Here is a 25,479-nt window from a genome sequence, read left to right as displayed (position 1 = left end):
ATTTTTTTTACAAAAAATTTTCAAGGCCGGTGCATGAAGCAATCCGATTTTTAAAAATCCGGGGATGGCTGCCGCGCCATCCCCGAATTTCCTGAAAACGAATGTTTAAAATTTATCTAGCTCAGCGCTGAACGGACGCTTCCGCTTTTCTTTGTCCAGCTCCAGCGCCCAGCGCCTAGTGTACTTCGGTCCCCTCGCTACGATAAGTCAACATCGATTCGCTTTTCGCTCATCGTGTTTCCTTTACTGTGGGCGAGGTGCTCCTGCGCCACAGCAAATTCGGGGAAGTTGTCTTCAGCTCGTCGCAAAGCTGCAAGGTAGTAACGCAAAGAAGTTGCTTCCCTTCAGTCCATACGGCGCTAAACGGACGCTTCCGCTTTTCTTATCTACATATTGCGCCTATACTGCCCGCCGACTTCATAAAGGGCATTTGTAATTTGGCCAAGGCTGGCGACTTTTACAGTTTCCATTAACTCCGCGAAAATATTCCCTCCGGAAACGGCCGCATCCTTCAACCTATGGAGCGCTTCAGCGGTTTTGTCCGCATGCTGCTCCTGGAACTTCCTCAAGTTCGCGATCTGAAGCTCCTTTTCTTCCATCGATGCCCTCGCAAGCTCCATATTGTTCAAATCGTCTTCTGATGGAGGGTTTGGATTCAAATACGTATTGACTCCGATGATCGGAAGCTCGCCGGAATGCTTTTTCATTTCATAGTGCATCGATTCATCCTGGATTTTACCGCGCTGATACTGTGTTTCCATTGCGCCCAACACGCCCCCGCGGTCATTGATCCGCTCGAATTCCTGAAGGACCGCTTCTTCGACAAGGTCTGTCAATTCATCAATAATGAAGGCTCCCTGAAGCGGGTTTTCATTTTTCGACAGCCCGTGCTCCTTCGTAATGATCATCTGAATCGCCATCGCTCTCCGAACCGACTCCTCGGTAGGCGTCGTAATCGCTTCGTCATACGCGTTCGTATGGAGCGAGTTGCAGTTATCCTGCAGCGCCATCAATGCCTGCAAGGTAGTCCGGATATCATTGAAGTCGATCTCCTGAGCATGAAGGGAACGTCCTGATGTCTGGATGTGATACTTTAGCTTTTGGCTTCGTTCATTGGCTCCATATTTATCGCGCATGACCGTTGCCCAGATCCGGCGGGCTACCCGGCCGATGACCGTATATTCGGGATCAAGCCCGTTCGAGAAGAAAAAGCTCAAATTCGGCGCGAAATCATTGATATCCATGCCACGGCTCAAATAATATTCGACATACGTAAACCCGTTCGCGAGCGTAAAGGCAAGCTGCGAAATTGGGTTTGCACCTGCTTCGGCAATATGGTAGCCGGAAATTGATACCGAGTAATAGTTGCGCACCTGATGGTCAATGAAATACTGCTGGATATCCCCCATCATCCTAAGCGCGAATTCAGTCGAGAAAATACACGTATTCTGGCCCTGGTCTTCCTTCAGGATATCCGCCTGTACAGTACCGCGGACATTTTTGAGCGTGAAGGCACGGACTTCGAAAAATTCTTCAGGAGTAAGCATCCTTCCAAGCTCGGCCTCTCTTTTCTCGACCTGCTGGTGGATGGCCGTGTTCATGAACATTGCCAGGATGATCGGCGCCGGACCGTTGATGGTCATTGACACGGACGTCGACGGATGGCACAGGTCAAAGCCTGCATACAGCTTTTTCATGTCTTCCAGTGTGCAGATGCTGACGCCGCTTTCCCCGACCTTCCCGTAAATATCGGGCCGGTAGTCCGGGTCCTCCCCATACAGGGTAACTGAGTCAAACGCAGTGCTCAGCCGTTTGGCCGCATCGTCCTTAGAAAGGTAGTGGAAACGGCGGTTTGTCCGCTCCGGCGTACCTTCCCCGGCGAACTGCCGTTTCGGGTCTTCCCCTTCGCGCTTGAATGGGAATACGCCCGCAGTATAAGGGAATGATCCAGGGACGTTCTCGCGGTAAACCCAGCGCAGGATTTCACCATAATCCTTGTATTTCGGCAAGGCCACCTTCGGGATATCAAGTCCCGACAAGCTCTTTGATTTTAGCGCTGTCCTGATTTCCTTGTCACGAATCCTGACAACATATTCGTCCGCCTTGTAATCGGCCTTCAGCTTTTCCCAGCCATCGAGGATTTCCCTTGATTCAGGCGTCAGGGACGCTACGGTTTTTTCCTTAATGCGGTTCAATTCGGCGATTGTATCTTCACTTCCGCCTTCCGAGAGCGCTTCAAGGACGCCCTCGATTTGGAACAGCTTCCGCGCAAGGTTTGCCTGCTCTTCCGCTTTTTTATGATAATTTCTGACCGTTTCGGAAATTTCCCTTAAATAATAGCGGCGGTCGGTTGGAATGATGACGTTCTGCTTTTCCACTTTCGCATTTTTTGTAAAAGTGGTCTTCCAATCCGTGCCGGACTTTTCATTGATTTTTTCAATCAGCGCGGCAAATACCGCGTTCGTACCAGGGTCGTTGAACTGGCTCGCGATTGTTCCATATACCGGCAGATCTTCCGGGTCCTTTTCAAACAGCAAATGGCTGCGCTGGTATTGTTTTTGGACCTGGCGTTTCGCATCCTCGGAGCCTTTGCGCTCGAATTTGTTGATGACAATCAAATCGGCGAAATCAATCATATCGATTTTTTCAAGCTGGGATGGCGCGCCGAACTCACTCGTCATCACATACATTGATATATCGCAAATCTCGGTGATGGCCGCGTCACCCTGACCAATCCCGCTTGTTTCGACCACTACAAGATCAAAGCCAGCCGCTTTTACAACCGCGACCGCATCCTTGATCGCGAGGGACAGCTCGCTCCTCGATGCCCTCGTCGCAAGGCTGCGCATATAGACCCGCGGATTGAAGATGGAATTCATGCGAATCCGGTCGCCAAGCAGCGCGCCGCCTGTCTTTTGCTTTGTCGGGTCCACTGACAGGATGGCGACTTTCTTTTCTGGAATTTCATTGATGAACCGTCGGATCAGCTCGTCGGTAAGCGAGCTTTTTCCCGCCCCGCCAGTCCCGGTAATACCGACAACCGGAACCGGGACAGCTACAGCCTTTACCTTGTCGATGATTTCAGCCGCTGCGGCCGTTTCATTCCCTGAGCCAACCTGATTTTCGGCAAGTGTGATCATTTTGGCAATCGCATTAGTATCACCTTTTTGAAGCGCTTCGATTGCAGAGGCCGGTTCCTTCGGCAATGTCGGGAAATCGCATTCCTCTACCATTTTATTGATCATGCCCTGAAGGCCATGCTTTCGGCCGTCTTCCGGGGAGAAGATGCGGGCAATGCCGTACTCATGCAGTTCATTTATCTCACGGGGGATGATGACCCCGCCCCCGCCCCCATAGATTCGGATGTGCTCCGCGCCTTTTTCCTTCAGCAGGTCGTACATGTATTTAAAATATTCCACGTGGCCGCCCTGGTAGGACGAAATCGCAATCCCCTGGACATCTTCCTGGATTGCGGCGTTCACCACTTCCTCCACGGACCGGTTGTGGCCAAGATGGATAACTTCAGCCCCTGTCGATTGGAGGATCCTTCTCATAATATTGATCGAAGCATCATGCCCGTCGAACAGGCTTGAAGCAGTAACGAACCGGACATGGTGGACCGGCTTGTAAATTTCCTGAGCGCTCATCGTTCTCCTGGTAACAAAAAGTGTAACAAACTGTAACACTTATCCTATAATGCTACCAGGATTCACCTCCTTCATTAGAATTTATTAACCAATAAATCCTGTTAAAACGCCATAGTAAGGATAGTCTTGAAAGACCGTATCTTTTCAAGACCTTTCCATCAATGGTTGTCATGTTACATTGATTTCTTTCTGGATATAAAGCCGTGATATAAGCAATATAGGATTCCCCGTTACGTTTTGTATACCTTACAAAATCCCGGTGATAAATACCATTTGCCGATTTTATTTTCTTGCTTGACCTTTTTTTCATGGGTTTTATGACCCAATCTTTCATCTCACATTGTTCTGGGTTTACCCTTAAATTACAAATTACAATGGAGTCATTTGCATGAGTCTTTTCAATATCCCAATCAATTCGCTTATTTGCTGTATCTCCACCGGTTGTAAGGTTTAATGGGGCTATTTCTCTCAAAGCTTTTTGCAGATAGGTTTTCCCTTGCATTACATGCATTGCATCCCTGAAAGAAATGCTTTTCCCTTTAATTTTTTGATAGAATCTTTGACTGTGGAGCAACTCTTCCCCTGCTATTTTTTCATGACATTTTGAACAGAGTGTTATTAAATTATGAATGGAATCACTGCCGTGTAAACGCCTTGGTGTAATGTGGTGCACTTCCATTCTGGTGTTTGTTGCACCGCAATCTTGACATGTATTTCGGTCACGAAGAATGGCTGCCTTTCTTATATTTTCATCTAGGCGATTCCTTTGTTGGTATTCCCATCGATATGGTTTATAGCCTTTTTCCAGCGCACGATTATCGATTAAGACATCTTCTAAAAATATTTGATCGATACGCACCCATTTGGTTAGCTGCCTCACTACTCGCAAGACAGAATCTTTCTTCTGTCTGATGCTTGGAGGAATCCTCCCTTCTTTTCTTGAAGAAGAACGATTATCAAACCGAGCTGGACGATACTTTTTGTGTTGTCTCCTGTATCGTCGATGCCCGCGCCTTACTGCCAATTTTTCCTTTACATCTATTCGAAGTTCAATGGTTCCTTTGAATACAGGCTTATTTTCTGTCCCGCATTCTTGTACCAAAGCAATCCCAGCTAACTTGGAACCATCGTCAATGCCTAGATGTATGGGGGTTGTATCAATCTCTTCCTCCGGCACTTCCCTTACAAGTTGAATCACCATAGGAAATTTGCATTTCAAAATAGCTTTCTGTTTCCGAATTAAATACCATGCCCGTTTTTCTTTTGTTGGAGATAATTTGCGGCCTTGCGCATCTAACACAAAACAATGGGTCATTTCTGACCAACCTCCATTACGGGTATTTTCCTCCTTGCCAAAGTCAATGGATAGGACATGCTATTTCGGTGTTTGGTTTCCAAACCCTAGGAAACGGTCTTCCTCATAGCTAACAGAGCAGCAGACTGGTGGACACATCCGCAGGTGTTTCTTTACCTGATTCCACTAACGTAGTTCATCGTGCTATTTCCCTTTCAGGAAACTACACTCACTTAGGCTTGAGAGCACGGAACAGTCTCATCCAAAACGATTGGGTTTCATTTTAGTATGGTTTGATGTAATTTGTTATGGTTTTTCACTAACTGTTCGGAGCTCCTCTCAATGTTGCCTGCCCATTCAATTGCCCGCTTGGTTTTCCTTTGGATATTCCCGATAGCAGAAGTTCCGTCTGGTGATGGATGTATTCCTCTAGCGTGAACCGTTTTTTCAGCGCCCAGCGGCGAAATCCCCACATTTGGCCAAGGACAATGATGTCATGGGCAATCAAATCGATTTCCTTTTCCGATAATTCTAATTCCCCGTTTTCAGTGCAGCGGGAGAGCAGCTTTCCAAACATCGCCGCCATTTCGTTTTCCTTCCGAAAAACGTAAGGAAGCGCGTCCCTTGACAGCGACTTCGCCTCCTGGTACATGACGAGTACTTCATCCTGCATTTCATCAATGATCCGGAAATAATCCGCGATGCCCTGCTTCAGGCTTTCCAGTGTCCCGCCTTTTCCATTCAGGTCCTTCATCAGCTTGCTGGAAACCTGATCATAGATGCTGTCGCACACCAGGTACAGGACATCCTCCTTCGTCCGGATATATTCGTAGAGTGTGCCGATGCTGAATCCGGATGCCTTCGCGATCTCCCTCGTTGTGGTGCGGTGGAACCCCTTTTGTTTAAAAAGAGCGACAGCTCCCCTGATCATCTGGCTGCGCCTTCTCCTTACAAGAAGTTCATCCTTTACGGATGCTTGGACTTCCCGTTTTTTCACAAAAACCACCGCCTTTTATCAATGCCATTTGTTTGTATACTTTTTATCATAAAATCCCTAAACTTCTCCTGCCTAGTACTTGACCCTAAAATCATGCAAAGCCCGATTATTTTGTCAACATCCTCGAAATCACGAGGCGTTGGATTTCCTGGGTGCCTTCGTAAATTTGAGTGATTTTCGCATCGCGCATGAACCGCTCGACCGGGTAATCCTTTGTATATCCGTATCCGCCGAATACTTGGACGGCTTCCGTCGTGGCCTTCATGGCAGTATCGCCGGCAAACAGCTTAGCCATTGCGGAGGCTTTGCTATAAGGAAGGCCTTCCGACTCTAGCCAAGCGGCCTGGTAGGTTAATAGCCTTGAAGCTTCCACAGCAGTAGCCATGTCGGCCAGCTTGAAGGAAACCCCCTGGTTCGCAGCGATCGGCTTGCCAAACTGGTGGCGATCTTTCGCATATTCAACTGCGGCGTCAAGAGCGCCCTGGGCAATCCCGACTGCCTGGGCGGCGATTCCGTTCCTTCCGCCATCAAGTGTCATCATGGCAATCTTAAAACCTTCTCCCTCTTCACCGAGCCGGTTTTCAATCGGTACACGGCAGTCTTCAAAAATGATTTCCGTTGTCGGTGATGAGCGAATCCCGAGTTTCTTTTCTTTTTTGCCAACCGAGAAGCCTGGGAAGTCTTTTTCAATAATGAACGCGGTGGTGCCTTTTTGCTTGCTTGATGGGTCAGTCAGGGCAAACACGACGTAAATATCGGCAATTCCACCATTTGTGATGAAAATTTTCGCGCCGTTCAGTACATAATGGCTGCCATCGAGTCGGGCGGTCGTTTTCATGGCTCCTGCGTCCGAACCGCTGCCTGGCTCAGTCAGGCCGTATGCGCCGATTTTTGATCCTTCCGCCATCGGCCGGAGATATTTTTGCTTTTGTTCCTCGGAGCCGAATTTGTAAATAGGCCAACCGGCAAGCGAGGTATGCGCTGACAAGGTGACACCTGTGGACGCGCAGACACGGGAAAGCTCTTCCACGGCGATGCAATAAGCTAGGTAATCGCTGCCAATGCCGCCGTACTCTTCCGGCCACGGAATCCCGGTCAGGCCGAGCTCGGCCATTTTGTCAAAAATCTCCCTGTCAAAGCGCTCTTCCTCATCGCGCTCAGCCGCTGTCGGTGCGACTTCGTTCCGGGTAAAGTCCCGAACCATTTTCCGAATCATTTCATGCTCTTCTGTGAGTTTAAAGTTCATTATTGCTTCCCCCTGGTAGGAATTTATGTTAATTTTCGTATCGTTTGCTCTTGGGACAAGATGCTGTTCGGGCTTGACGCGAAATTCACTAGTTATTTGTAACATTCACTAGTGAGCGTCAGACACCTACTACTTTCCTGAAACTTTAATGGCACTAATTCACTAGTCCCCGTCTGCCACCATGATGATCGGAACTCGGTGCCCTTCGCTTCAATCAACTCTCCCGAAATCAACTGTAGACTTAAAATTAAAGCTGCCTGGCGATGACGTGCCGCTGGATCTCGCTTGTTCCCTCGTAAATTTCGGTAACCTTCGCATCACGGAAGTACCTTTCAACCGGGTAGTCCTCAGTGTAGCCGTAGCCGCCGAATACCTGGATGGCTTCCGTGGCGGTTTCGACCGCCGTTTTTGAGGCTAAAAGTTTTGCCATCGACGCTTCCTGGCCGCATTTCAGCCCAGCGGATCGGAGCGATGCCGCCCTGTACACGAGGAGCCTTGCCGCTTCGACAGCTGTGGCCATATCGGCAAGCTTGAAGGCAATACCTTGCTGCGCCGCGATTGGTTTGCCGAACTGATGGCGTTCCTTGGCATAATCGATTGCGGCGCTCAAAGCTGCTTCGGCAATTCCCAGCGCCTGCGCCCCGATGCCAATCCGGCCCGCGTCAAGGTTGGACATGGCGATCTTGAAACCTTCCCCTTCGATGCCTAGAAGGTTTTCGCGCGGAATCCTCATATCTTCGAATGTTAGCTGGACGGTGCGTGAGCCATGAAGGCCCATTTTTTTCTCATCCTTGCCGATTATCAGGCCTTTTGTGCCTTTTTCAACAATGAACGCGGAAATGGCATCGCCTGCGGTTCTCGCGAAAACAATATAGACATCGGCTTCTCCGCCGTTTGTTATAAACACTTTCGCCCCATTAAGAACATAGGAATCACCGTCAAGGACGGCTTTCGACTTAAGGTTCCCCGCATCCGACCCGGCGCCCGGCTCAGTGAGGCAGAAAGCGCCAAGCCATTCCCCAGCTGCCATTTTCGGAACATATTTTTGCTTCTGTTCCTCATTGCCGAAATAAAGGATCGGATTGGTCCCTACTGAAGTATGAACGGATAAAATGACGCCAACCGCCGCGCTGACCCTTGAAATTTCATTGATGGCGATTATGTAGGACATAAAGTCCATCTCCGCGCCGCCGTATTCTTCAGGGACTGGAATGCCCATTAGTCCAAGCCCGCCCATTTTTTTCAAGACTTCCCTCGGGAATTCCCCCTGCTCCATTTTTTCCACAAAGGGTGCGATTTCCTTTTCCGCAAAGTCGCGGACCATTTTCCTCATCATTTCCTGCTCATCTGTAAACCGGATATCCACTGTCCATCCCCCTCCCGAGCCGGTTCTCCTGCGGAGGCCGCCTCCGTTGCCGTAAAATCCCGCGCCAAATTCTCCAATCCTTGAATTCCCCTGTTCTCCCGGCTTGCAAATAATATTGGAAAGTTAGCCTAAACGACTACTGGTACTCATAGAAGCCGCGGCCGGACTTTTTCCCAAGCCATCCGGCTTTCACATATTTCCGCAATAGCGGGCATGGACGATATTTACTGTCTCCAAACCCCTCATAAAGCGTTTCCATTATATACAGGCAAGTATCCAGGCCAATAAAATCCGCGAGTGTCAACGGACCCATTGGATGGTTCATCCCGAGCTTCATGACATCATCGATCGCTTCCTTTGACGCCACGCCTTCATATAGCGTATAAATGGCCTCATTGATCATAGGCATGAGAATCCGGTTTGAGACAAAGCCCGGGAAGTCATTCACTTCAACCGGCACTTTATTTAGCACCCTTGTCATTTCCTCGATTTCTTTGTAAACTTCGTCCGCAGTCGCTAGCCCGCGAATGATTTCGACCAGCTTCATGACCGGAACCGGATTCATAAAATGCATGCCGATCACTTTTTCCGGCCTGTCTGTCTCCGCTGCGATTTCCGTGATTGGAAGTGAAGAGGTATTTGTCGCAAGAATTGCATGCGCAGGCGCGATTTTATCAAGCTTACGGAAAATATCAGCCTTCACGGCAATGTTCTCAACAGCTGCCTCGATGACAAGGTCTACCTCAGCGGCATCCTCTAGCGATGTCGAAGCCGAGATGCGGGACAAGGTTTCTTCCATTGCATCCGCCTCGAGTTTTCCCTTTTCCACGGCCCGGCCAAGATTCTTTTTTATGCCTTTCAAGCCTCGTTCTATTTGATCGGCACTTAAATCATTCAAAAAGACCGTATAGCCTGATTGGGCGCATACCTGCGCAATGCCGGAGCCCATCTGCCCCGCGCCGATAACCATAACGTTTTTAATCGCCATATTTTCCCCTCCAAATAAGGCGGGGAGCAGCGCCGCCCGCCTCTGAATCTCGTATTCTATTGTTTCGGTACTTCGATCATGATGGCGTCGCCCTGTCCGCCTCCGCTGCAAATTGCCGCAATCCCGATTCCACCGCCGCGGCGGTTCAATTCGTGCATCAGAGTCACGATGATCCTGGCGCCGCTTGCCCCGATTGGATGCCCGAGAGCGACAGCGCCCCCATTGACATTGACTTTTTCAGGGTCAAGCCCTGCTATTTTATTGCTTGCGAGCGCGACAGCCGAGAAAGCTTCGTTGATTTCAAACAAGTCGATCTCCTCGAGTGAGCGGCCTGTTTTTTCCAAAAGGGCATTAATGACGAGGCCGGGCGTTTGCGGAAAGTCCTTCGCTTCTACGCCAACCGATGTGTGACCAAGGATGACAGCGCCAATGCTCCGCCCTTCGCGGTTCGCTCGTTCTTCGTTCATCAGCACGAGCGCGGCGGCCCCATCGTTAATGCCGGGCGCGTTCCCGGCTGTGATTGTTCCGTCCTTATCAAATGCGGGTTTAAGCGACCCTAGCTTTTCGATCGTTGTGTCTTTCCTTGGCGATTCATCGTGCTCAACCAAAAGGGGTTCGCCTTTTCGCTGGGGTACCGATACCGGCACAATCTCCTCGGCAAGGATGCCTTTTTCAATCGCCTCATTGGCAAGATGATGGCTCCTCATTGCCCAAAGGTCCTGCTCATCCCGGGTAATGCCCATTTCGGATGCTGTGGAATTCCCGTATGTTCCCATATGGACTCCCGTAAACCCGCAGCTAAGTCCATCCACAAGCAGGAGATCCTGCATTGGAGCGTCACCCATCCGAAAACCCCAGCGTGCTTTTGGCACAATATATGGGGCGTTGCTCATCGACTCCATCCCGCCAGCGACAATAACTTCCTCGTCACCTGCGCGGATGATCTGGTCGGCGATTGTGACGCTCCTCATCCCTGATGCGCAAACCTTGTTGATCGTTTCCGTCCGAACTTCCCATGGTATGCCGGCATGGCGGGCAGCCTGCCTTGATGGAAGCTGTCCCTGCCCCCCCTGCAGGACGGAACCAAGGATAACTTCGCCGACATCTTCAGGATTGACACCTGCCCGCGCCAGGGCTTCCTTTACCGCAATCCCGCCGAGTTCCGATGCGGCAAGGCTGCTGAGCGCCCCTCCAAATTTTCCAAATGGCGTCCGTACTCCGCTTAAAATAACTGTTCTGGCCATTGTATCTACTCCTTTGCAGTTTTTTAGCAAACAATCCCATAAGCCCTTGCCGATGTCCGATAAGATATTCCCCGCGTTTTGCCAAGTGGAAACGCGGCGACCGAACGCTCGCTCATTCTGTTGTCAAAAATTTGTAAGCGCTTTACTCTTTAACAATAATTTTACAGCAAAAAAAGCAGGAACTGAAATTTTAGACACAAAGCTCATAATTTTTAAGGGATTTGCGCCAATCAGTCCTGCTTTTTTAAAAAAAGATTTTACGAAACAAGCGTGGCCGTTGGACCGATGACGGAACGTTCCAGCAATTCCGCGACATCGTAGGTGCCGACGCTTTCTTCCACTTCTTTCGCTTTTGTCCCGTCGGACAGCATGGTCAGGCAATACGGGCAGCCCGAGGATATGACCGAAGGATTGAGGGCTAGCGCCTGCTCGGTCCGGGCAACGTTAATCCTGTGCCCCGTTTCTTCTTCCATCCACATCAGGCCGCCTCCTGCTCCGCAGCACATCCCATTTTCACGGCTGCGGTCCATTTCAACAAGCTTGACGCCGGGTATCGCTTTCAGGACTTCCCGCGGCGCGTCGTAAACCTCGTTGTAGCGGCCCAGGTAGCAGGAGTCGTGGAATGTAATTGTTTCGTTCACTTTATACCTTGGCACGATCCTTCCCTCGCGGACAAGGTCGAACAATAGCTCTGTATGATGATAGACTTCGGCCTCGAGCCCGAAATCAGGATACTCGTTTTTAAAAATATTGTAGGCGTGCGGGTCGATTGTGACGATTTTTTTCACTTCGTTCTTCTCAAATTCCTCGATGTTCTTCACGGCAAGCTCCTGGAACAGGAATTCGTTTCCTAGGCGCCGTGGCGTGTCCCCGGAGTTCTTCTCTTTATTGCCAAGGATGGCGAATTTGACGCCAGCTTCATTCAGGAGCCTCGCAAAGGAAAGGGCGATTTTCTGGCTCCGGTTATCATACGAACCCATCGAGCCGACCCAGAAAAGGTACTCGAATTCTTCATCTGATTTTTTCATTTCTTTTACGGTCGGTACATGGACATCTTCGCGGGCTTCACGCCAGTCTTCCCGCTCTTTGCGGTTCAGGCCCCAAGGGTTCCCCTGGCGTTCGATATTGGTCATTGCCCGCTGCGCATCCGGATTCATTTTCCCTTCCGTCAAAACGAGGTAGCGGCGCAAATCGATGATTTTATCAACATGCTCGTTCATGACTGGGCACTGGTCCTCGCAGTTACGGCATGTCGTGCACGCCCAAAGCTCTTCCTCGGTGATGACTTCGCCAATAAGGCTTGGGTTATAAGCGGAAGCGGCAGCCGCTTCTCCTGCGGCGGCACCTTTTCCGGAAAGCGCCAGCTGGTTGCCCTGTGTATTGGCGAAAGCAAAGGCGGGAACCCACGGCTGCTTTTGCGTAACCGCCGCGCCGTAGTTGGTGAGGTGGTCGCGGAGCTTCAGGATGATATCCATCGGCGAAAGCATCTTCCCTGTGCCTGTTGCCGGGCACATATTCGTGCAGCGGCCGCATTCGACGCATGCGTAAAAATCGATCATCTGCAGTTGATTGAAATCCTCGATTTTCCCAACACCGAAGCTTTCCTGCGACTCATCTTCAAAATCAATTTTCTTCAGCTTTCCGACAGGTCCCGTACGGCTGAAATACGTATTGACCGGGCCGGCGATCAAATGAGCGTGCTTCGACTGCGGTACATACACAAGGAAGGCAAGCAGCAGGAGCAAATGAACCCACCAGGCAATGTAAAAGGCCGAAATGACAGCCGTTTTGCCCATCCAGCCAAAGCCCGCCGCGATTACGGAGGCTACCGGTTCGGACCATGAACCATCCGCACCATGCCAAATCATTCCCATTGCATTTCCGAACAGGACGGAAAGCATGAGCCCCCCGATAAAAATAAGGACCAGGCCCGCTTTGAAATTCCGCTTAAGGCGGACAAGTTTTTCAACATAGCGGCGGTAAAATGCCCAGACGACCGCGACAAGGATCATAAGCGTCACAAGTTCCTGGAAGAAAGTAAACCCTCTGTACAGCGAGCCAAGCGGCAAATGCATGCCCGGCTTGATTCCCTTCAAAATGAAGTCGATCGCCCCGAATTGGACGAGAATGAACCCGTAAAAAAACATAACATGGATGATTCCGCTTTTTTTGTCTTTTAACAGCTTCTTTTGCCCAAACACATTGGACCAGATTTTCTGCCAGCGCTCCTTGGCGGCTTCATCAAATTCGGCCTTTTTGCCAAGCTTGATGTAGGCAATCCTTGTTTTGACAACATAGACGAACAAACTTACTGCGTAAGCGGTTACAATTAGGAACGCGATAAAATTAATCCACAACAGTCCATCCACTTGAAACTCCCCTTTCCTTTCATGTTATACCCCTTTAGCCCGTTAGAAGAAAATTTCAAACCTAAATAATTTTCTGAACTATGTATACTTTCATTATAAGATGAATGAGCATTCAGTCAACAATTTTGTCATGCGCTTACAACTCATACAACCCCTGCTTTCGGTAAAAGCTATGGGAATAAGAAAAGCGCAAGCGCCCGTTTTGCGCCGTATGGACTGGAGGGCCCCGATGGAGATAAAGGAAACACGATGAGCCAAAGCGAATCGATGTTGACTTATCGTAGCGAGGGGACCGAAGTACACTAGGCGCTGGGCGCTGTAGCTGGACAAAGAAAAGCGTACGCGTTTAGCGCTCGACAGGACTGGAGGGAAGCAGCTGCCTGAGTTACTCCCCTGCAGTTTTGTGACGAGCTAAAGACAGCTTCCCTGAATATACTATGACGCAGAAACACCCTCCCGCTATAAAGGAAACGGGCTTTTCCTGCATTACCCCATCCGAAAACAGGAACGGAGGCAGACTTTATGGTATTTTTCCTTATCGCATGTTTGGCGCTGTTCCTGGCCTGGCTCCACGCCGACCTCCAACTTGGAAGGAGAAAGCGGATTATGGAAAACGGTTTTTCCCCCATGCCCAGGCGCGAGGGAACGATCCGCATTTTTACAAGCGGCGGCGAATTATTCAAGGATTACTTTGAGGAGCTAAGACAGGCGGAGCGCTATATTCATGTTTTATTCTATATTGTTAAAGAAGATGCACTTAGCCAAGAATTTTTCGATTTACTCCGGGAAAAGGCGCGCTCTGGCGTTGAAGTTCGGCTGCTCGTTGATCGGATTGGCGGCATGGCCATAAAAAAAGAAACAGTGTCCACCCTTAAAAAAGATGGGATCCATTTCGCTTTTTCACACAAACCAAAGCTTCCCTTCCTTTTCTACACGCTGCAGGCCAGGAACCACCGGAAAATAACGATTATTGATGGGAAAATCGGCTATCTTGGGGGGTATAATGTCGGAAATGAATATATCGGCGGCCACCCGAAGCTTTCACCCTGGCGTGATTACCACCTGAAACTTACCGGCGGTTCCGTCCAGGACCTTCAGGAAGTTTTTCTTATTGATTGGAAGGAATCAGCCGGAGAGGATTTAAGAAAACACCCCCTTTACTTTTGTGAAAAAAGGGACAGCGGGGCAGAGCATCAAATTGTTCCGACCTCGGGCTTTCTTCTTGAGGAGATGTCCCTGGGGCTTTTTAAAACAGCAAATGAACGAATCATTATCGGCAGCCCCTATTTCATCCCAAGCAAAAAACTGTTCGCTGAACTTCTGGCCTGCCTTGGGCGCGGGGTTTCGCTTACAATCATCGTCCCGGCAATCGCGGACCATCCTTTTGTACAGGAAGGCTCCTACAGATACCTTCGCCGCCTTATAAAGGAAGGCGCGCGAGTATACCAATACATGAACGGCTTTTACCACGCAAAGACACTGCTGATCGATGATGCAGTCTGTGACATTGGCTCAGCCAATTTTGATAAAAGGAGCCTGTTTCTAAACAGCGAGATCAATTGCTATATGTTTGGGGAGCAGCAAATAAGCGAAGCCGCCTCCATACTTAAAAATGATATCAATTCTTCAAGGGAGCTGAAGCTTTCGGTTCTAGAAAAGCCAGATTTCCGTCGGTCTGTTAAAGAGCTGATTGCCAGGGCGCTTTCACTCTTCTTATAAACGTTATACTATGCGGCTGAAAGATTGCGCAGCACTACAATGCAGGGGGATGGTTTTTTGAAAATACGGTTCGGCTATGTATCGACGGCTCTTTCACTCTGGGAAGCTTCTCCTTCCCGGACGATGACCTTCGCCCGCTACAAGGTTCTTGGCAAAGATGAGCGGCGGCAAAAATTGCACGCGATTACTGCGGAAAACCTATGGAATACGCGCAGGATCCTTTACTATAATATTTCCCATGGCATTGATGTGTACCGCTTTTCCAGTTCGATCGTACCCCTCGCGACCCATCCAGAGGCCAAATGGGACTATGCGGCTCCTTTTCGGAAGGATTGGCTTGAAATCGGCGAGCTTGTTAAAAAGTACCACATCAGGGTCAGCTTCCATCCGAACCAATATACTCTTTTTACTTCGCCGCGAGCAGAAGTAACGGAGAATGCCGTCCGGGACATGGAGTATCATTACCGGATGTTAGAATGCATGGGGCTTGAAGATTGGGGAACGCTCAACATCCATATTGGCGGGGCTTACGGGGACAAGGATTCGGCAATCGTCCGCTTTCATGAAAATTTGCGCAAGCTTCCTTCTCCAATCAAAGCGGCTATGACGCTTGAAAATGACGACAAGACGTATACAACCGCAGAAACATTGGCCGCGTGCAAAAAAGAGCGTATTCCGCTTGCCTTCGATTACCACCACCATATGGCAAATCCGTCCGACCTGCCCCTTGATAGACTTTTGCCGGAGGTTTTTTCGACATGGGCCCATATGGAGCACGTTCCGAAAATCCATGTTTCTTCGCCAAAATCCGAGAACGCCTTCCGCTCGCATGCCGACCATGTCGACCTTGAATTCATCATGCCATTATTGAAGCTGCTCCGGGAATTTGGCCAGGATGTTGATTTTATGATTGAAGCTAAAACAAAGGATCAGGCGCTCCTGAAGCTTGTGCCGGAAATAGCCGCCATTCGCGGGGTGAAACGGACAGGCGGTGCCGCAATTGAGTGGAAATAAGGTTTTCTAAATCAGTCAAGCTGAATTTTGGCCATTTAAAAAGAAGCCTCCAATTTGGATAGCTTCTTTTTTGATATACCTGTGTACTTGAATAATCGGCTTAGTCCACTTCTTCAATTAAATTCAAGACAGGGACGGTGCGTTCCTGTTCGGGGCTTTCCCTCCAATAAATCCGGGCCGTTCTTTGTTTTTCGTCAACGTTTTGGATGATGACCCCGCTTCCTTCGTACGTCACTTTTATATTATCCGCCGATTCCATGATTTCCTTTGCGCGGCCTACGTTCATGCTGCCCCCACTCCTCTCACAGATTCTCCTATTTACTATTTGCCGACCAGGAATTTTTTATGCCACTGTTTCCCCGCGGACCTATTTAAATTGGCGGGGAACATCATTCCTGAAAGGCATGCAAAAAGCCCCCCGAGTGAGCCGGAGGGCCAAGGATAGAACCTACATTTTTTCAGGAGCCGAAACGCCAATTAGCGACAAGGCGTTTTTCATGGTAATCTGCACAGCCTTAACGAGTGCAAGACGCGCCTTTGTACGTTCCGCATGCTCTTTGTCGACCACCTTGTCGGCATTGTAAAAGCTATGGAAGGTGGAAGCAAGATCAAAGATATAGTTTGCGATACGGTGCGGCGTCCGCTTCAGGGCCGCTTCGCCGACTGCCTGAGGGAATTCGCCGAGCTTTTTGAGCAGGTCGATTTCTTTTTCCGATCCGACAAGACCCAAATCGACATTCTTGTCAACTTCAAAACCCTGTTCAGCCGCCTGGAGCAGGATGCTCGAAATTCGGGCATGCGCGTATTGGGCGTAATAAACCGGGTTGTCGTTTGACTGGGAAACAGCCAGATCAAGATCGAAGTCCATATGTGTATCGGCGCTGCGCATCGCGAAGAAGTAGCGCGTCGCATCCAGGCCAACTTCTTCGACAAGATCGCGCATGGTGACCGCCTTGCCGGTACGCTTGCTCATTTTCATTTTCTCGCCATCTTTATACAAATGAACGAGCTGGATGATTTCCACTTCAAGAACGTCCTTGTCGTATCCAAGCGCCTGGATTGCAGCCTTCATCCGCGGGATATACCCGTGGTGGTCCGCTCCCCACACATTGATCAGTTTTTCGAAGCCGCGGTCGAGCTTATCCTTATGATAGGCGATATCCGGAGTCAGGTATGTGTACGACCCATCCTGCTTGATCAAAACGCGGTCCTTATCGTCGCCGAACGGGGTCGAGCGAAGCCAGGTCGCTCCCTCCTCCTCAAAAATATGGCCGTTGCCGCGGAGCGTTTTGAGCGCGGCATCAATTTTCCCATTATGATACAGCGAAGTCTCGGAATACCAAACGTCGAATTCAACACGGAAATCCTGAAGGTCCTTCTTGAGTTTGGCCATCTCATACTTCAGTCCATATTCGCGGAAAAAGTTGAACCGATCCTCTTCCGGCTCATGGACAAACCTCTCGCCAAACTCTTCAGCAAGCTTCTTTCCAATCCCCTTGATGTCCTCGCCGTGGTAGCCGTCCTCCGGCATTTCCTTCTCAAGGCCGAGCGCCTGGAAATACCGCGCTTCAACGGAGAGGGCCAAATTGTTGATCTGGTTTCCGGCATCATTGATATAGTATTCGCGCGAAACATCATAGCCCGCTTTGGCAAGGATGTTGGAGAGCGAATCGCCGACAGCCGCGCCCCTGGCATGGCCAAGGTGGAGGTCTCCCGTCGGGTTGGCGGATACGAATTCAACCTGAATTCTCTGCCCTTTACCGGTATCCGTTTCTCCGTACTTGCCGCCCGCGTCCAAAACGGCCGGGATCAGCCCTGTCAAATAGCTGTTATCCATGTAAAAGTTGATGAACCCCGGACCCGCGAGCTCTATTTTTACAATTGACGCCTTAGAGCGGTCGAAATGTTCGACAATCGCTTCCGCAATGGCCCGAGGCGCTTTTTTCGCCACGCGCGCCAGCTGCATCGCCATGTTCGTCGAATAGTCGCCGTGCGCTTTTTCCTTCGGGACTTCCAAAATCACCTCTGGAAGCTGGTCTTCCGTAGCAAGGCCGGCTTTTAGGACGGCCGATTTAATTTCCTGTTTCAGATTTTGCTGGACCTGTTCAACTAGATTCATTCCATTTCCTCCTCAAACGTTATCGCCAAGCTATATGTACCCGCGGGCGCGCCCGCGACCTGCAAATCATATTTCAGCATGAACATGCCTCCACGCCCATTTTCCCTGATTGCCTGGGCAAGCCTGTCCGTGACAGCCGCGACAGGAAGCGTTCCAAATTGGGTATGGTAACTGCCCCGTGTTTCTTCTCCAAGCTTGAATGGCATCCTCATTTTCACACCGCCGCTTCTTAGGAGCAAAGCTTCACCGCTGTCCATTTTTAAAATAGTACGGATGCTGCCCTCTTCCGACATTTCCTCGTATTGAAGATAAACGCCGCTTCCCTTTTTGTAAAAAAAGCCGTTCGCGCCGGTCGTGTATTCATCTTTTACCCCGGATTGGACAATCGAGGTGCTGATGGTTACAGTAACAGGTTTCGGGTCCATCCGGGTCCACTCCCTTTTTTAAAAAATACCTATTTTGTATCTTGTTTTCGCGCCAAGCGGGCGTCTCCGTATCTTTTGCCCTATAAATTAAAAATTATAGCACGAAAGCCTTCGTTGCTCCACCCTACCTAAAGCAGTTTCACTTTATTATAGCTTTCAGCCGCCGACAATTCAAAAAGCGCCTGCTTCATGGAAGAAACAGGCACTAGGTGTTCAAAGGTGTGGCTGTGAAAGTCAAAAACAGGCTCGTTTGGTGAGTACAAATGGCAAAAATCACGAAAGAAAGTCACTCAATTCCACATGAGTGACATCAATCCGATCTAGCGAACAGGAGCCACGATACAATCCTCTCTTTGCCTTGCTTATTTTACCCAGCCGAGCAGCATTTCACGGATAAGCTTGCTTGCGGTGTTGGCGGTTTGTTCGGAGTTGTCGTAAACCGGGGCCACTTCAACGAGATCAGCACCAACAACCTTCACATCGGAACGGGCGATTTCATGGATGGAAGCAAGCAGTTCACGGGAAGTAATGCCGCCAGCATCTACCGTACCGGTGCCTGGAGCATGGGCCGGGTCAAGGACGTCAATGTCGATTGTCACATAAACCGGGCGGCCGGCAAGCTTCGGCAAAATTTCCTTCAACGGCTGGTGGACGTCGAATTTGGAAATATGCATGCCAACGCGTTTCGCCCAATCGAATTCTTCTTTCATCCCGGAGCGGATGCCAAAGGAATACACGTTCGAGGGTCCAATCAGATCGGCAATCTTGCGGATTGGCGTTGAATGGGACAGCGGCTCGCCTTCATACTCTTCACGAAGGTCGGTGTGCGCATCCATATGGATGATGGCAAGGTCCGGATACTTCTTGTAGACTGCCTTCATGACCGGCCATGATACAAGGTGCTCACCGCCCATGCCAAGCGGGAACTTGTCCTCGGCAAGAACCTTGTCGACAAAGTCTTCAATGATGTCTAGGCTTCGCTGAGGGTTTCCGAAGGGAAGCGGAATGTCCCCGGCGTCAAAGTATTTGACATCATCAAGTTCGCGGTCAAGATACGCGCTGTATTCTTCGAGGCCGATTGATACCTCGCGAATCCTTGCGGGGCCGAAGCGGGAACCCGGGCGATAGCTGACTGTCCAGTCCATCGGCATTCCATACAGGACTGCTTTGCTTTCTTCAAAATTTGGATGGCTTTTAATAAATACGTTACCTGAATAAGCTTCATCAAATCTCATTGCACACTATCCTTTCCGGCACAACGAGAGGGAGACGACGCCTCCCTCCGCTCTGCTTTCTTTTATTTTCCAAGGGCCGCCTAAATTAAGGCCCTAAATTTCCTACTTCACCAAGTCCCCAACAAATTTCGGAAGGACGAATGCTGCTTTATGCAGTTCCTTTGTATAGTACTTTGTTTCGATGTCATGGAAGCGGTCTTCCGATACCTCAAGTGGATCGTATTTCTTTGATCCGATTGTGAAAGCCCACATACCGCTCGGATATGTCGGGATGTTGGCAATGTACAGGCGGGTGATCGGGAAAATTTCCTTTACGTCACGCTGAACATCGCGGATCAGGTCCGATTTGAACCAAGGATTGTCGGACTGGGCGACAAAAATGCCGTCTTCCTTCAATGCCTTTGAAATGCCCGCGTAAAAGCCTTTTGTAAACAGGTTAACCGCCGGGCCTACCGGTTCGGTTGAGTCAACCATGATGACATCATAGGCATTTTCGCTTTCGGCGATATGCATGAAGCCGTCGCCAACCTTTACATCAACGCGCGGGTCATCAAGCTTGCCGGCGATTTCCGGCAAAAATTTCTTCGAATACTCAATAACCTTGCCGTCAATGTCAACAAGCGTCGCTTTTTTCACTTGTGGATGTTTAAGCACCTCACGGATAACGCCACCGTCGCCGCCGCCGACAACGAGGACGTTTTCCGGATTTGGATGCGTGAACAATGGAACGTGCGCAACCATTTCATGGTAGACGAACTCATCCCTAATGGAGGTCATAACCATTCCATCAAGAAGAAGCATATTGCCCCATTCTTCCGTTTCAACCATTTCAAGCATTTGAAAATCTGTCTGTTCTGTATGTAATGTGCGCTTTACCTTCATCGTAATTCCGAAGTTTTCGGTTTGTTTTTCAGTAAACCAAAGTCCACCCATTTCCATCTTCCTTTCAAAAATAAAATTTCCACAGGGAAGCAGCAATCGGCCATCAAAAAGAAGCCGCCGTTTCTACTGCTATACTTCCCCAACTGATTAAAGTGAAACTCCATCAGTGGGGTTTTTCCTCTCCCACTGATGGTTAGTTGAACCAATCGGACCTTTACGGGCAGTTGGGCCCCCACCCTATTCCTGCTAATCCCTAAATCCCAGGTTGGGGGGCTTACTGCCTGTTAAGTGTGGGATAATTGCAAACATGAGAAAAAGTATAGAGGAATCCGGCAAAAATGCAAGAAATATTTTCAAGCTTTCCAGCCCGTAATGTTTAAAATTCTCCCATTCCTTTCATACTGTTGATACGGCCCGGGATGGGCGAATTTTTTCCGAAAGGAAGCAATGGGGTGAATGCATGGAAACCATTACTGGACATGGGTTGAAACGAGTCGTGAAATATTTGCGGGCGGCCGCCTTTTTGGGGTTGTTTGGTTCAGCGCTGCTTGTACTCGCGGCCCTGCTTTTGCTCATGTACGTCAAGGTTCTTGGCGCTCCCCCGCTGGCTGTACCGCAGTCAACCCTCTATTTTGCGGAGGATGGAACGATCATCGGTGAAACTAGCTACGGGCAAAAGCGGTATTGGGTGCCGCTTAAAGATATTTCGCCCTATTTGGTTGATGCGACCATTTCCATTGAAGACAGGAAATTTTACGAGCACAGCGGCTTTGATTTCAAACGGATTGCTGGTGCCGCACTAGCCGACATAAAGGCGTTCGGCAAAGTCCAGGGTGCGAGCACGGTCACAATGCAATATGCCAGGAACCTTTTCCTTGAGCACGATAAAACATGGGCAAGAAAGCTCCGGGAAGCACTTTACGCAATCAGGCTTGAAATGAATTACTCCAAGGACCAAATCCTTGAGGGCTATTTAAATACAATTTACTATGGAAATCGCGCTTATGGCGTACAGGCGGCAAGCCAGTATTATTTTGGCAAAAATGCTTCTGAATTATCCCTGTCCGAAGCATCCATGCTTGCCGGCATCCCAAAAGGCCCCGGCTCCTTTTCACCATTTGCCTCGATGGAACGGGCGAAGCAGAGGCAGGGCGTTATTTTAAAAGCGATGGCAAGAAACGGTTATATCAAAGGCACGGAAGCAGAAAAAGCGTATGCGGCCGAACTTGCGCTGACCGGAAGGGACCCTCATCGGGATTTGAAGGCAGCTCCGTATTTTCAGGACGCGGTTGCGAATGCATTACGGAACCAACTCGGCCTGAATGAACGGGCAATTGCGCTTGGCGGACTGAAGGTTTACACAACAATCGATCCGATACAGCAGGAAGCCGCTGAAAAGCAGGTGCAGGCCGTAATCTCGCCTGACTCCGAAATTCAGGCTGCACTTGTATCAATCGATCCGAGGAATGGACATGTGAAGGCAATGGTCGGGGGGCGCGATTATGGAAAAAGCCCGTTTAACCGGGCGGTCCAGGCGATACGGGCGCCCGGTTCGACAATCAAACCGCTTCTTTATTATGCGGCGCTAGGGCAAGGATACACCCCTTCAACGCTGATCCGGAGCGAGCAGACGACATTTCGGTTTGAGAACGGCAGACCTGATTATACGCCGCACAACTACAATAACAAGTATGCGGACGGAGAAATTACGCTTGCCCAGGCACTCGCGGTCTCCGACAATGTCTATGCGGTCAAAACACATCTCTTCCTTGGCGAGGATACACTTGTTGAAACCGCGAAGGAATTCGGAATTTCTACCAGGATGGCGAAAGTACCTTCGCTCGCGCTTGGAACATCGGGCGTAAGGGTAACCGAAATGGCCAACGCCTACAGCCTCTTCGCCAATGGAGGCAAAAAGGTCGAGCCTACGCTGATTACCCGGGTTGAAACAGCGAACGGGAAAGTCATTTATGAAAATGAAGAAATAGATGAACTGGTTCTCGACCCAGCCAGGGCCTATGTAATGACCCAGATGATGACAGGGGTGTTCGACACTACGCTGAACGGCTATACGGCAGTTACTGGCGGGACGATCGCAAAAGGAATGACCAGGCCATATGCCGGGAAATCCGGGTCGACACCGACCGACAGTTGGATGATTGGCTTTACCCCGCAGCTTGTTTCCGCCGTTTGGACCGGGTACGACGATGCCCGGGAAATTGATGGAGTACCGGAAAAATCATATGCGAAACAAATTTGGGTTCGGTTCATGGAGGATGCGCTGGATGGAAAGCCGGTCAAGGCGTTCAAACCGCCGCGCGACGGCGTGACCGGCGTCTACGTGGACCCGGCAAACGGAAAACTCGCGGTTAAGGAATGCCCGGTCCGCCGGTTCACCTATTTCGTTTCAGGAACAGAGCCGGTGGAATACTGCACCGACCATCTCGAACATACCCATTCACAGGATGGAAAAGATGCGCAAAGGCAAAAAGGCGGAAAGTCATGGTACAAGCAGCTTTGGGACTGGGGAGACTAGCACGGGCCATACCTACTGTATAGATGAAAGTTGCATAACCTTTACCGAAAAAAAGCCGAACAGCTAAGCTGTTCGGCTTTTTCATGTCTGTCCAACGAACCCCGCCACCCTTCAGACGGCAATTTTCATCCGACTGACCTGGGTTCTTTTTACTTAACAGCAAGTCCGTTTTTCAGTTCTTCCGGCGAATTTTCCCAAAGGACTTCGTTGTGGGCCTTAAGGAAATCCGCCAGAATTTTTTTTGACTTATCGTCCATGTGGCTGACGATAATTTGGCGTTTCAGCGATTTATCCATTCTGTTCACATGCTCTGGCAGGGATTTGTACCCCCTGCGGATTTCGCGGTTAATGGTCATTTCACAGGCGGTTACACCAGCGTAATATGGACCTTCCTCATTCCGGTCGATTGTCACCCAGATAAGCCAGTACGGCTTCGCATCCGGAACCTCATCCTTATTCGGCAGGAACTTAATACCTTTTTCAACGATGCTGCGCGCATGCATCGCCCCGACATCGATGGCCGCCTCCCCTTCTTCAACATCGATGATGACCGGTGAGACATTATCAAGGGATAGAGCGCCTTTCCCAAAGCCTTTATGTTTATCGAGTGGATCGGTTTTAATAATGTTAAAGGCGACCTTTTTCTTTTTTTCTTCCATTCTAGAACTACCTCCTGCGACCACATAAAATATTGATTACACAAAGAACGATAAGAAAAATTGGTACATCCCATCCGCAAGGGCGGGAAGGATCACCTGGAACACAGGCCAGATGGTGTAGTCACCAAGCGGCGTGATAACAAGAATCAAGAAAATGAACGTACCGTACTGCTCATACTGGGTCATTTTCGCCCGAAGGCCGCCTGGAGCCAAATCTTCGATAATTCGGTATCCGTCAAGAGGCGGCAGCGGCATCAGGTTAAAAACACATAGAACTAGATTCAGCCAAATAAATGTGTTCAAAAACTGGATCATCGTTTCAGCGTAAGCACCATCCGCCCCAAAGCGCCCAATGCTGAAAAAAACAATGAAGCCGATTGAAGCAAGGATGAAATTGCTGAGCGGCCCCGCGAACGAAACAAGGATTCCCGCCAGGCGGGGTTTTTTAAAAAAGAAGCGATTGACCGGAACGGGGCGGGCCCACCCGAATCCTACGACAAAAATCATGATGGCGCCAATCGGATCGATATGTTTAATCGGGTTGAGCGTCAGCCTTCCCTGGTTCTTCGCGGTGTTGTCACCGAATTTCCAGGCTGTGAAAGCATGGGCGAATTCATGCACCGAAAACGCGATCACAAGGGTCAATGCCGCGAAAACAAATTTTTCAAGAGTATTATATGGAAAAAGGCTCAAAGTTTTTCCCCCTGTACTGTATTGTTCTATCTATATTCGAACCTACGGATATATAAGTTCATTCCTCGCTGCTTTCCTCAAGTATACACGATGAAAGCCTGAAATTAAAAACCGCCGGCCCCCTCTTGCGGTTTTTTTCTGTTTATGGAAAACTGGAATTACGTACTTGGGAGGAGGAATCACAAATGCCAATCGTAACAGTCAAAATGCTTGAAGGCCGCACCGATGAACAGAAAAAGGCACTTGTTGAAAAAGTAACCGAAGCTGTCGTAGAAGCTGCCGGGGCGCCGAAGGAAAATGTCACGGTCATCATTGAAGAAATGGCGAAAAACCATTATGCCAAAGCGGGCGTCAGGGCAAGCGACCAATAAATTCCGGAAATGCCCGTTTTCTCCGCTAAGCTGCGGACTGGAACGCTATAGCCCATCATATGTATTAAACCAAAAAGCTAAGCCCATTTACTGGAGCTTAGCTTTTTCTTTTAAAAGGCGGATGTATTCGTACGCGCCATCAATTTCTTCCTCCGTGTAGCGCTGGCTGCTTTTCAAGGTAAATACTTTTTCGGCAACCTCGGGGCGCTCCAGGGTATCAAAATAAAGGATAGTTGAGACAAGCTCAAGGAATCTTGCATTTTGGCCGTTCATATCGGACAGGCAATCGGACAGATTCGGCATTTCAATTTGGCTCATGCCGAGGAACTCCTTGCCCGCCTCGGTCAGGCAGTAGCGGTACTGGCTGTAGGCGCCCTTGTTTTCCTTGCACTCTTCAAGAAAGCCCATGTTGCAGAGCTCTTCCACGCGGAGTGTCAATTCTTCCGAATACGGGCCGTAAAAATGGAATTGGAACCGCTCCTGGAATGGGAAGGCCAATTTTTTGGCTATAAAAATCATTTTCTGCAGCTTTTTTCTCCCGACAATCTCACCAGAAACCATGACTGCATGCATCAGCCTTGCATGATCGTTTAACAAACCTCTTCATCTCCTGCTCCCTTTTAAAGGACTGTATAAAATCCAGCTATTGACTTCCGCTCCAATCAACACAATTAA

The 25,479-nt window shown here is 49.5% G+C and carries 20 protein-coding genes; 4 read left to right on the top strand and 16 right to left on the bottom strand.

The window, feature by feature from the left end; genetic code table 11:
* Nucleotides 1-386 precede the first annotated feature (386 nt).
* From icmF to DRW41_RS06305, 8 genes are all read right to left on the bottom strand, one after another.
* Nucleotides 387-3,647: a fused isobutyryl-CoA mutase/GTPase IcmF gene (gene icmF / locus DRW41_RS06340; protein ID WP_115451137.1), complete on the bottom strand. Its 3,261-nt coding sequence runs from the start codon at nucleotides 3,645-3,647 to the stop codon at nucleotides 387-389.
* A gap of 52 nt (nucleotides 3,648-3,699) precedes the next feature.
* Nucleotides 3,700-4,962, bottom strand: a complete 1,263-nt coding sequence (iscB, locus tag DRW41_RS06335) for an RNA-guided endonuclease IscB (RefSeq protein ID WP_115451136.1) — start codon at nucleotides 4,960-4,962, stop codon at nucleotides 3,700-3,702.
* 298 nt (nucleotides 4,963-5,260) lie between these two features.
* Nucleotides 5,261-5,938: a TetR/AcrR family transcriptional regulator gene (locus DRW41_RS06330; protein ID WP_115451135.1), complete on the bottom strand. Its 678-nt coding sequence runs from the start codon at nucleotides 5,936-5,938 to the stop codon at nucleotides 5,261-5,263.
* A 106-nt stretch (nucleotides 5,939-6,044) separates the two neighbouring features.
* On the bottom strand, nucleotides 6,045-7,184 hold the full coding sequence (locus tag DRW41_RS06325; RefSeq protein WP_115451134.1) for an acyl-CoA dehydrogenase: 1,140 nt from the start codon (nucleotides 7,182-7,184) through the stop codon (nucleotides 6,045-6,047).
* 247 nt (nucleotides 7,185-7,431) lie between these two features.
* Nucleotides 7,432-8,550, bottom strand: a complete 1,119-nt coding sequence (locus DRW41_RS06320) for an acyl-CoA dehydrogenase (RefSeq protein ID WP_115451133.1) — start codon at nucleotides 8,548-8,550, stop codon at nucleotides 7,432-7,434.
* A 136-nt stretch (nucleotides 8,551-8,686) separates the two neighbouring features.
* Nucleotides 8,687-9,538, bottom strand: a complete 852-nt coding sequence (locus tag DRW41_RS06315) for a 3-hydroxybutyryl-CoA dehydrogenase (protein ID WP_115451132.1) — start codon at nucleotides 9,536-9,538, stop codon at nucleotides 8,687-8,689.
* Nucleotides 9,539-9,594: 56 nt separating this feature from the next.
* Nucleotides 9,595-10,782, bottom strand: coding sequence for an acetyl-CoA C-acetyltransferase (locus DRW41_RS06310; protein WP_115451131.1), 1,188 nt, complete (start codon nucleotides 10,780-10,782; stop codon nucleotides 9,595-9,597).
* Nucleotides 10,783-11,039: 257 nt separating this feature from the next.
* Nucleotides 11,040-13,151, bottom strand: coding sequence for a (Fe-S)-binding protein (locus DRW41_RS06305; protein WP_115451130.1), 2,112 nt, complete (start codon nucleotides 13,149-13,151; stop codon nucleotides 11,040-11,042).
* A gap of 522 nt (nucleotides 13,152-13,673) precedes the next feature.
* Here DRW41_RS06305 and cls point away from each other — a divergent pair.
* Complete coding sequence (cls, locus tag DRW41_RS06300) at nucleotides 13,674-14,870, top strand: cardiolipin synthase (protein ID WP_115451129.1); 1,197 nt, start codon at nucleotides 13,674-13,676, stop codon at nucleotides 14,868-14,870.
* 57 nt (nucleotides 14,871-14,927) lie between these two features.
* A complete protein-coding gene (gene uvsE, locus DRW41_RS06295) occupies nucleotides 14,928-15,884 on the top strand; it encodes a UV DNA damage repair endonuclease UvsE (protein ID WP_115451128.1) in 957 nt (318 codons plus the stop codon).
* Between the two features lie 100 nt (nucleotides 15,885-15,984).
* Here uvsE and DRW41_RS06290 read toward each other — a convergent pair whose 3' ends face one another.
* From DRW41_RS06290 to speE, 5 genes are all read right to left on the bottom strand, one after another.
* The gene (locus DRW41_RS06290) at nucleotides 15,985-16,170 is read right to left on the bottom strand and encodes an H-type small acid-soluble spore protein (protein ID WP_115451127.1); all 186 of its coding nucleotides are present in this window, start codon (nucleotides 16,168-16,170) and stop codon (nucleotides 15,985-15,987) included.
* Between the two features lie 162 nt (nucleotides 16,171-16,332).
* Nucleotides 16,333-18,003, bottom strand: a complete 1,671-nt coding sequence (argS, locus tag DRW41_RS06285) for an arginine--tRNA ligase (protein WP_115451126.1) — start codon at nucleotides 18,001-18,003, stop codon at nucleotides 16,333-16,335.
* The gene (locus tag DRW41_RS06280; protein ID WP_115451125.1) at nucleotides 18,000-18,428 is read right to left on the bottom strand and encodes a YwiB family protein; all 429 of its coding nucleotides are present in this window, start codon (nucleotides 18,426-18,428) and stop codon (nucleotides 18,000-18,002) included. Before DRW41_RS06280 ends, argS begins: the two co-directional genes overlap by 4 nt.
* Before the next feature lie 362 nt (nucleotides 18,429-18,790).
* A complete protein-coding gene (speB, locus tag DRW41_RS06275) occupies nucleotides 18,791-19,663 on the bottom strand; it encodes an agmatinase (protein ID WP_115451124.1) in 873 nt (290 codons plus the stop codon).
* A 102-nt stretch (nucleotides 19,664-19,765) separates the two neighbouring features.
* Nucleotides 19,766-20,596 carry a spermidine synthase gene (gene speE, locus DRW41_RS06270; protein ID WP_115451123.1) on the bottom strand — a complete coding sequence of 277 codons (831 nt, stop codon included), beginning with the start codon at nucleotides 20,594-20,596 and terminating at the stop codon, nucleotides 19,766-19,768.
* A gap of 409 nt (nucleotides 20,597-21,005) precedes the next feature.
* On the opposite strand from speE, the gene DRW41_RS06265 reads away from it, so the two are divergent.
* A complete protein-coding gene (locus DRW41_RS06265) occupies nucleotides 21,006-23,081 on the top strand; it encodes a transglycosylase domain-containing protein (protein ID WP_115451122.1) in 2,076 nt (691 codons plus the stop codon).
* A 149-nt stretch (nucleotides 23,082-23,230) separates the two neighbouring features.
* Here DRW41_RS06265 and DRW41_RS06260 read toward each other — a convergent pair whose 3' ends face one another.
* Nucleotides 23,231-23,740 (bottom strand): YwhD family protein, encoded by a 510-nt coding sequence (locus DRW41_RS06260; protein WP_115451121.1) that lies wholly within the window; start codon nucleotides 23,738-23,740, stop codon nucleotides 23,231-23,233.
* A gap of 36 nt (nucleotides 23,741-23,776) precedes the next feature.
* A complete protein-coding gene (locus tag DRW41_RS06255) occupies nucleotides 23,777-24,433 on the bottom strand; it encodes a site-2 protease family protein (protein ID WP_115451120.1) in 657 nt (218 codons plus the stop codon).
* 185 nt (nucleotides 24,434-24,618) lie between these two features.
* Here DRW41_RS06255 and thmT point away from each other — a divergent pair, with 185 nt between their 5' ends.
* Nucleotides 24,619-24,804, top strand: a complete 186-nt coding sequence (thmT, locus tag DRW41_RS06250; protein WP_115451119.1) for a 2-hydroxymuconate tautomerase — start codon at nucleotides 24,619-24,621, stop codon at nucleotides 24,802-24,804.
* A gap of 87 nt (nucleotides 24,805-24,891) precedes the next feature.
* On the opposite strand, the gene DRW41_RS06245 is transcribed toward thmT, so the two are convergent.
* A complete protein-coding gene (locus tag DRW41_RS06245) occupies nucleotides 24,892-25,401 on the bottom strand; it encodes a YwgA family protein (protein ID WP_115451118.1) in 510 nt (169 codons plus the stop codon).
* Nucleotides 25,402-25,479: the final 78 nt, after the last annotated feature.

Source organism: Neobacillus piezotolerans, assembly GCF_003362805.1.
Lineage (GTDB): Bacteria > Bacillota > Bacilli > Bacillales > Cytobacillaceae > Bacillus_D > Bacillus_D piezotolerans.
This window is presented reverse-complemented; position numbering and strand designations above follow the sequence as displayed.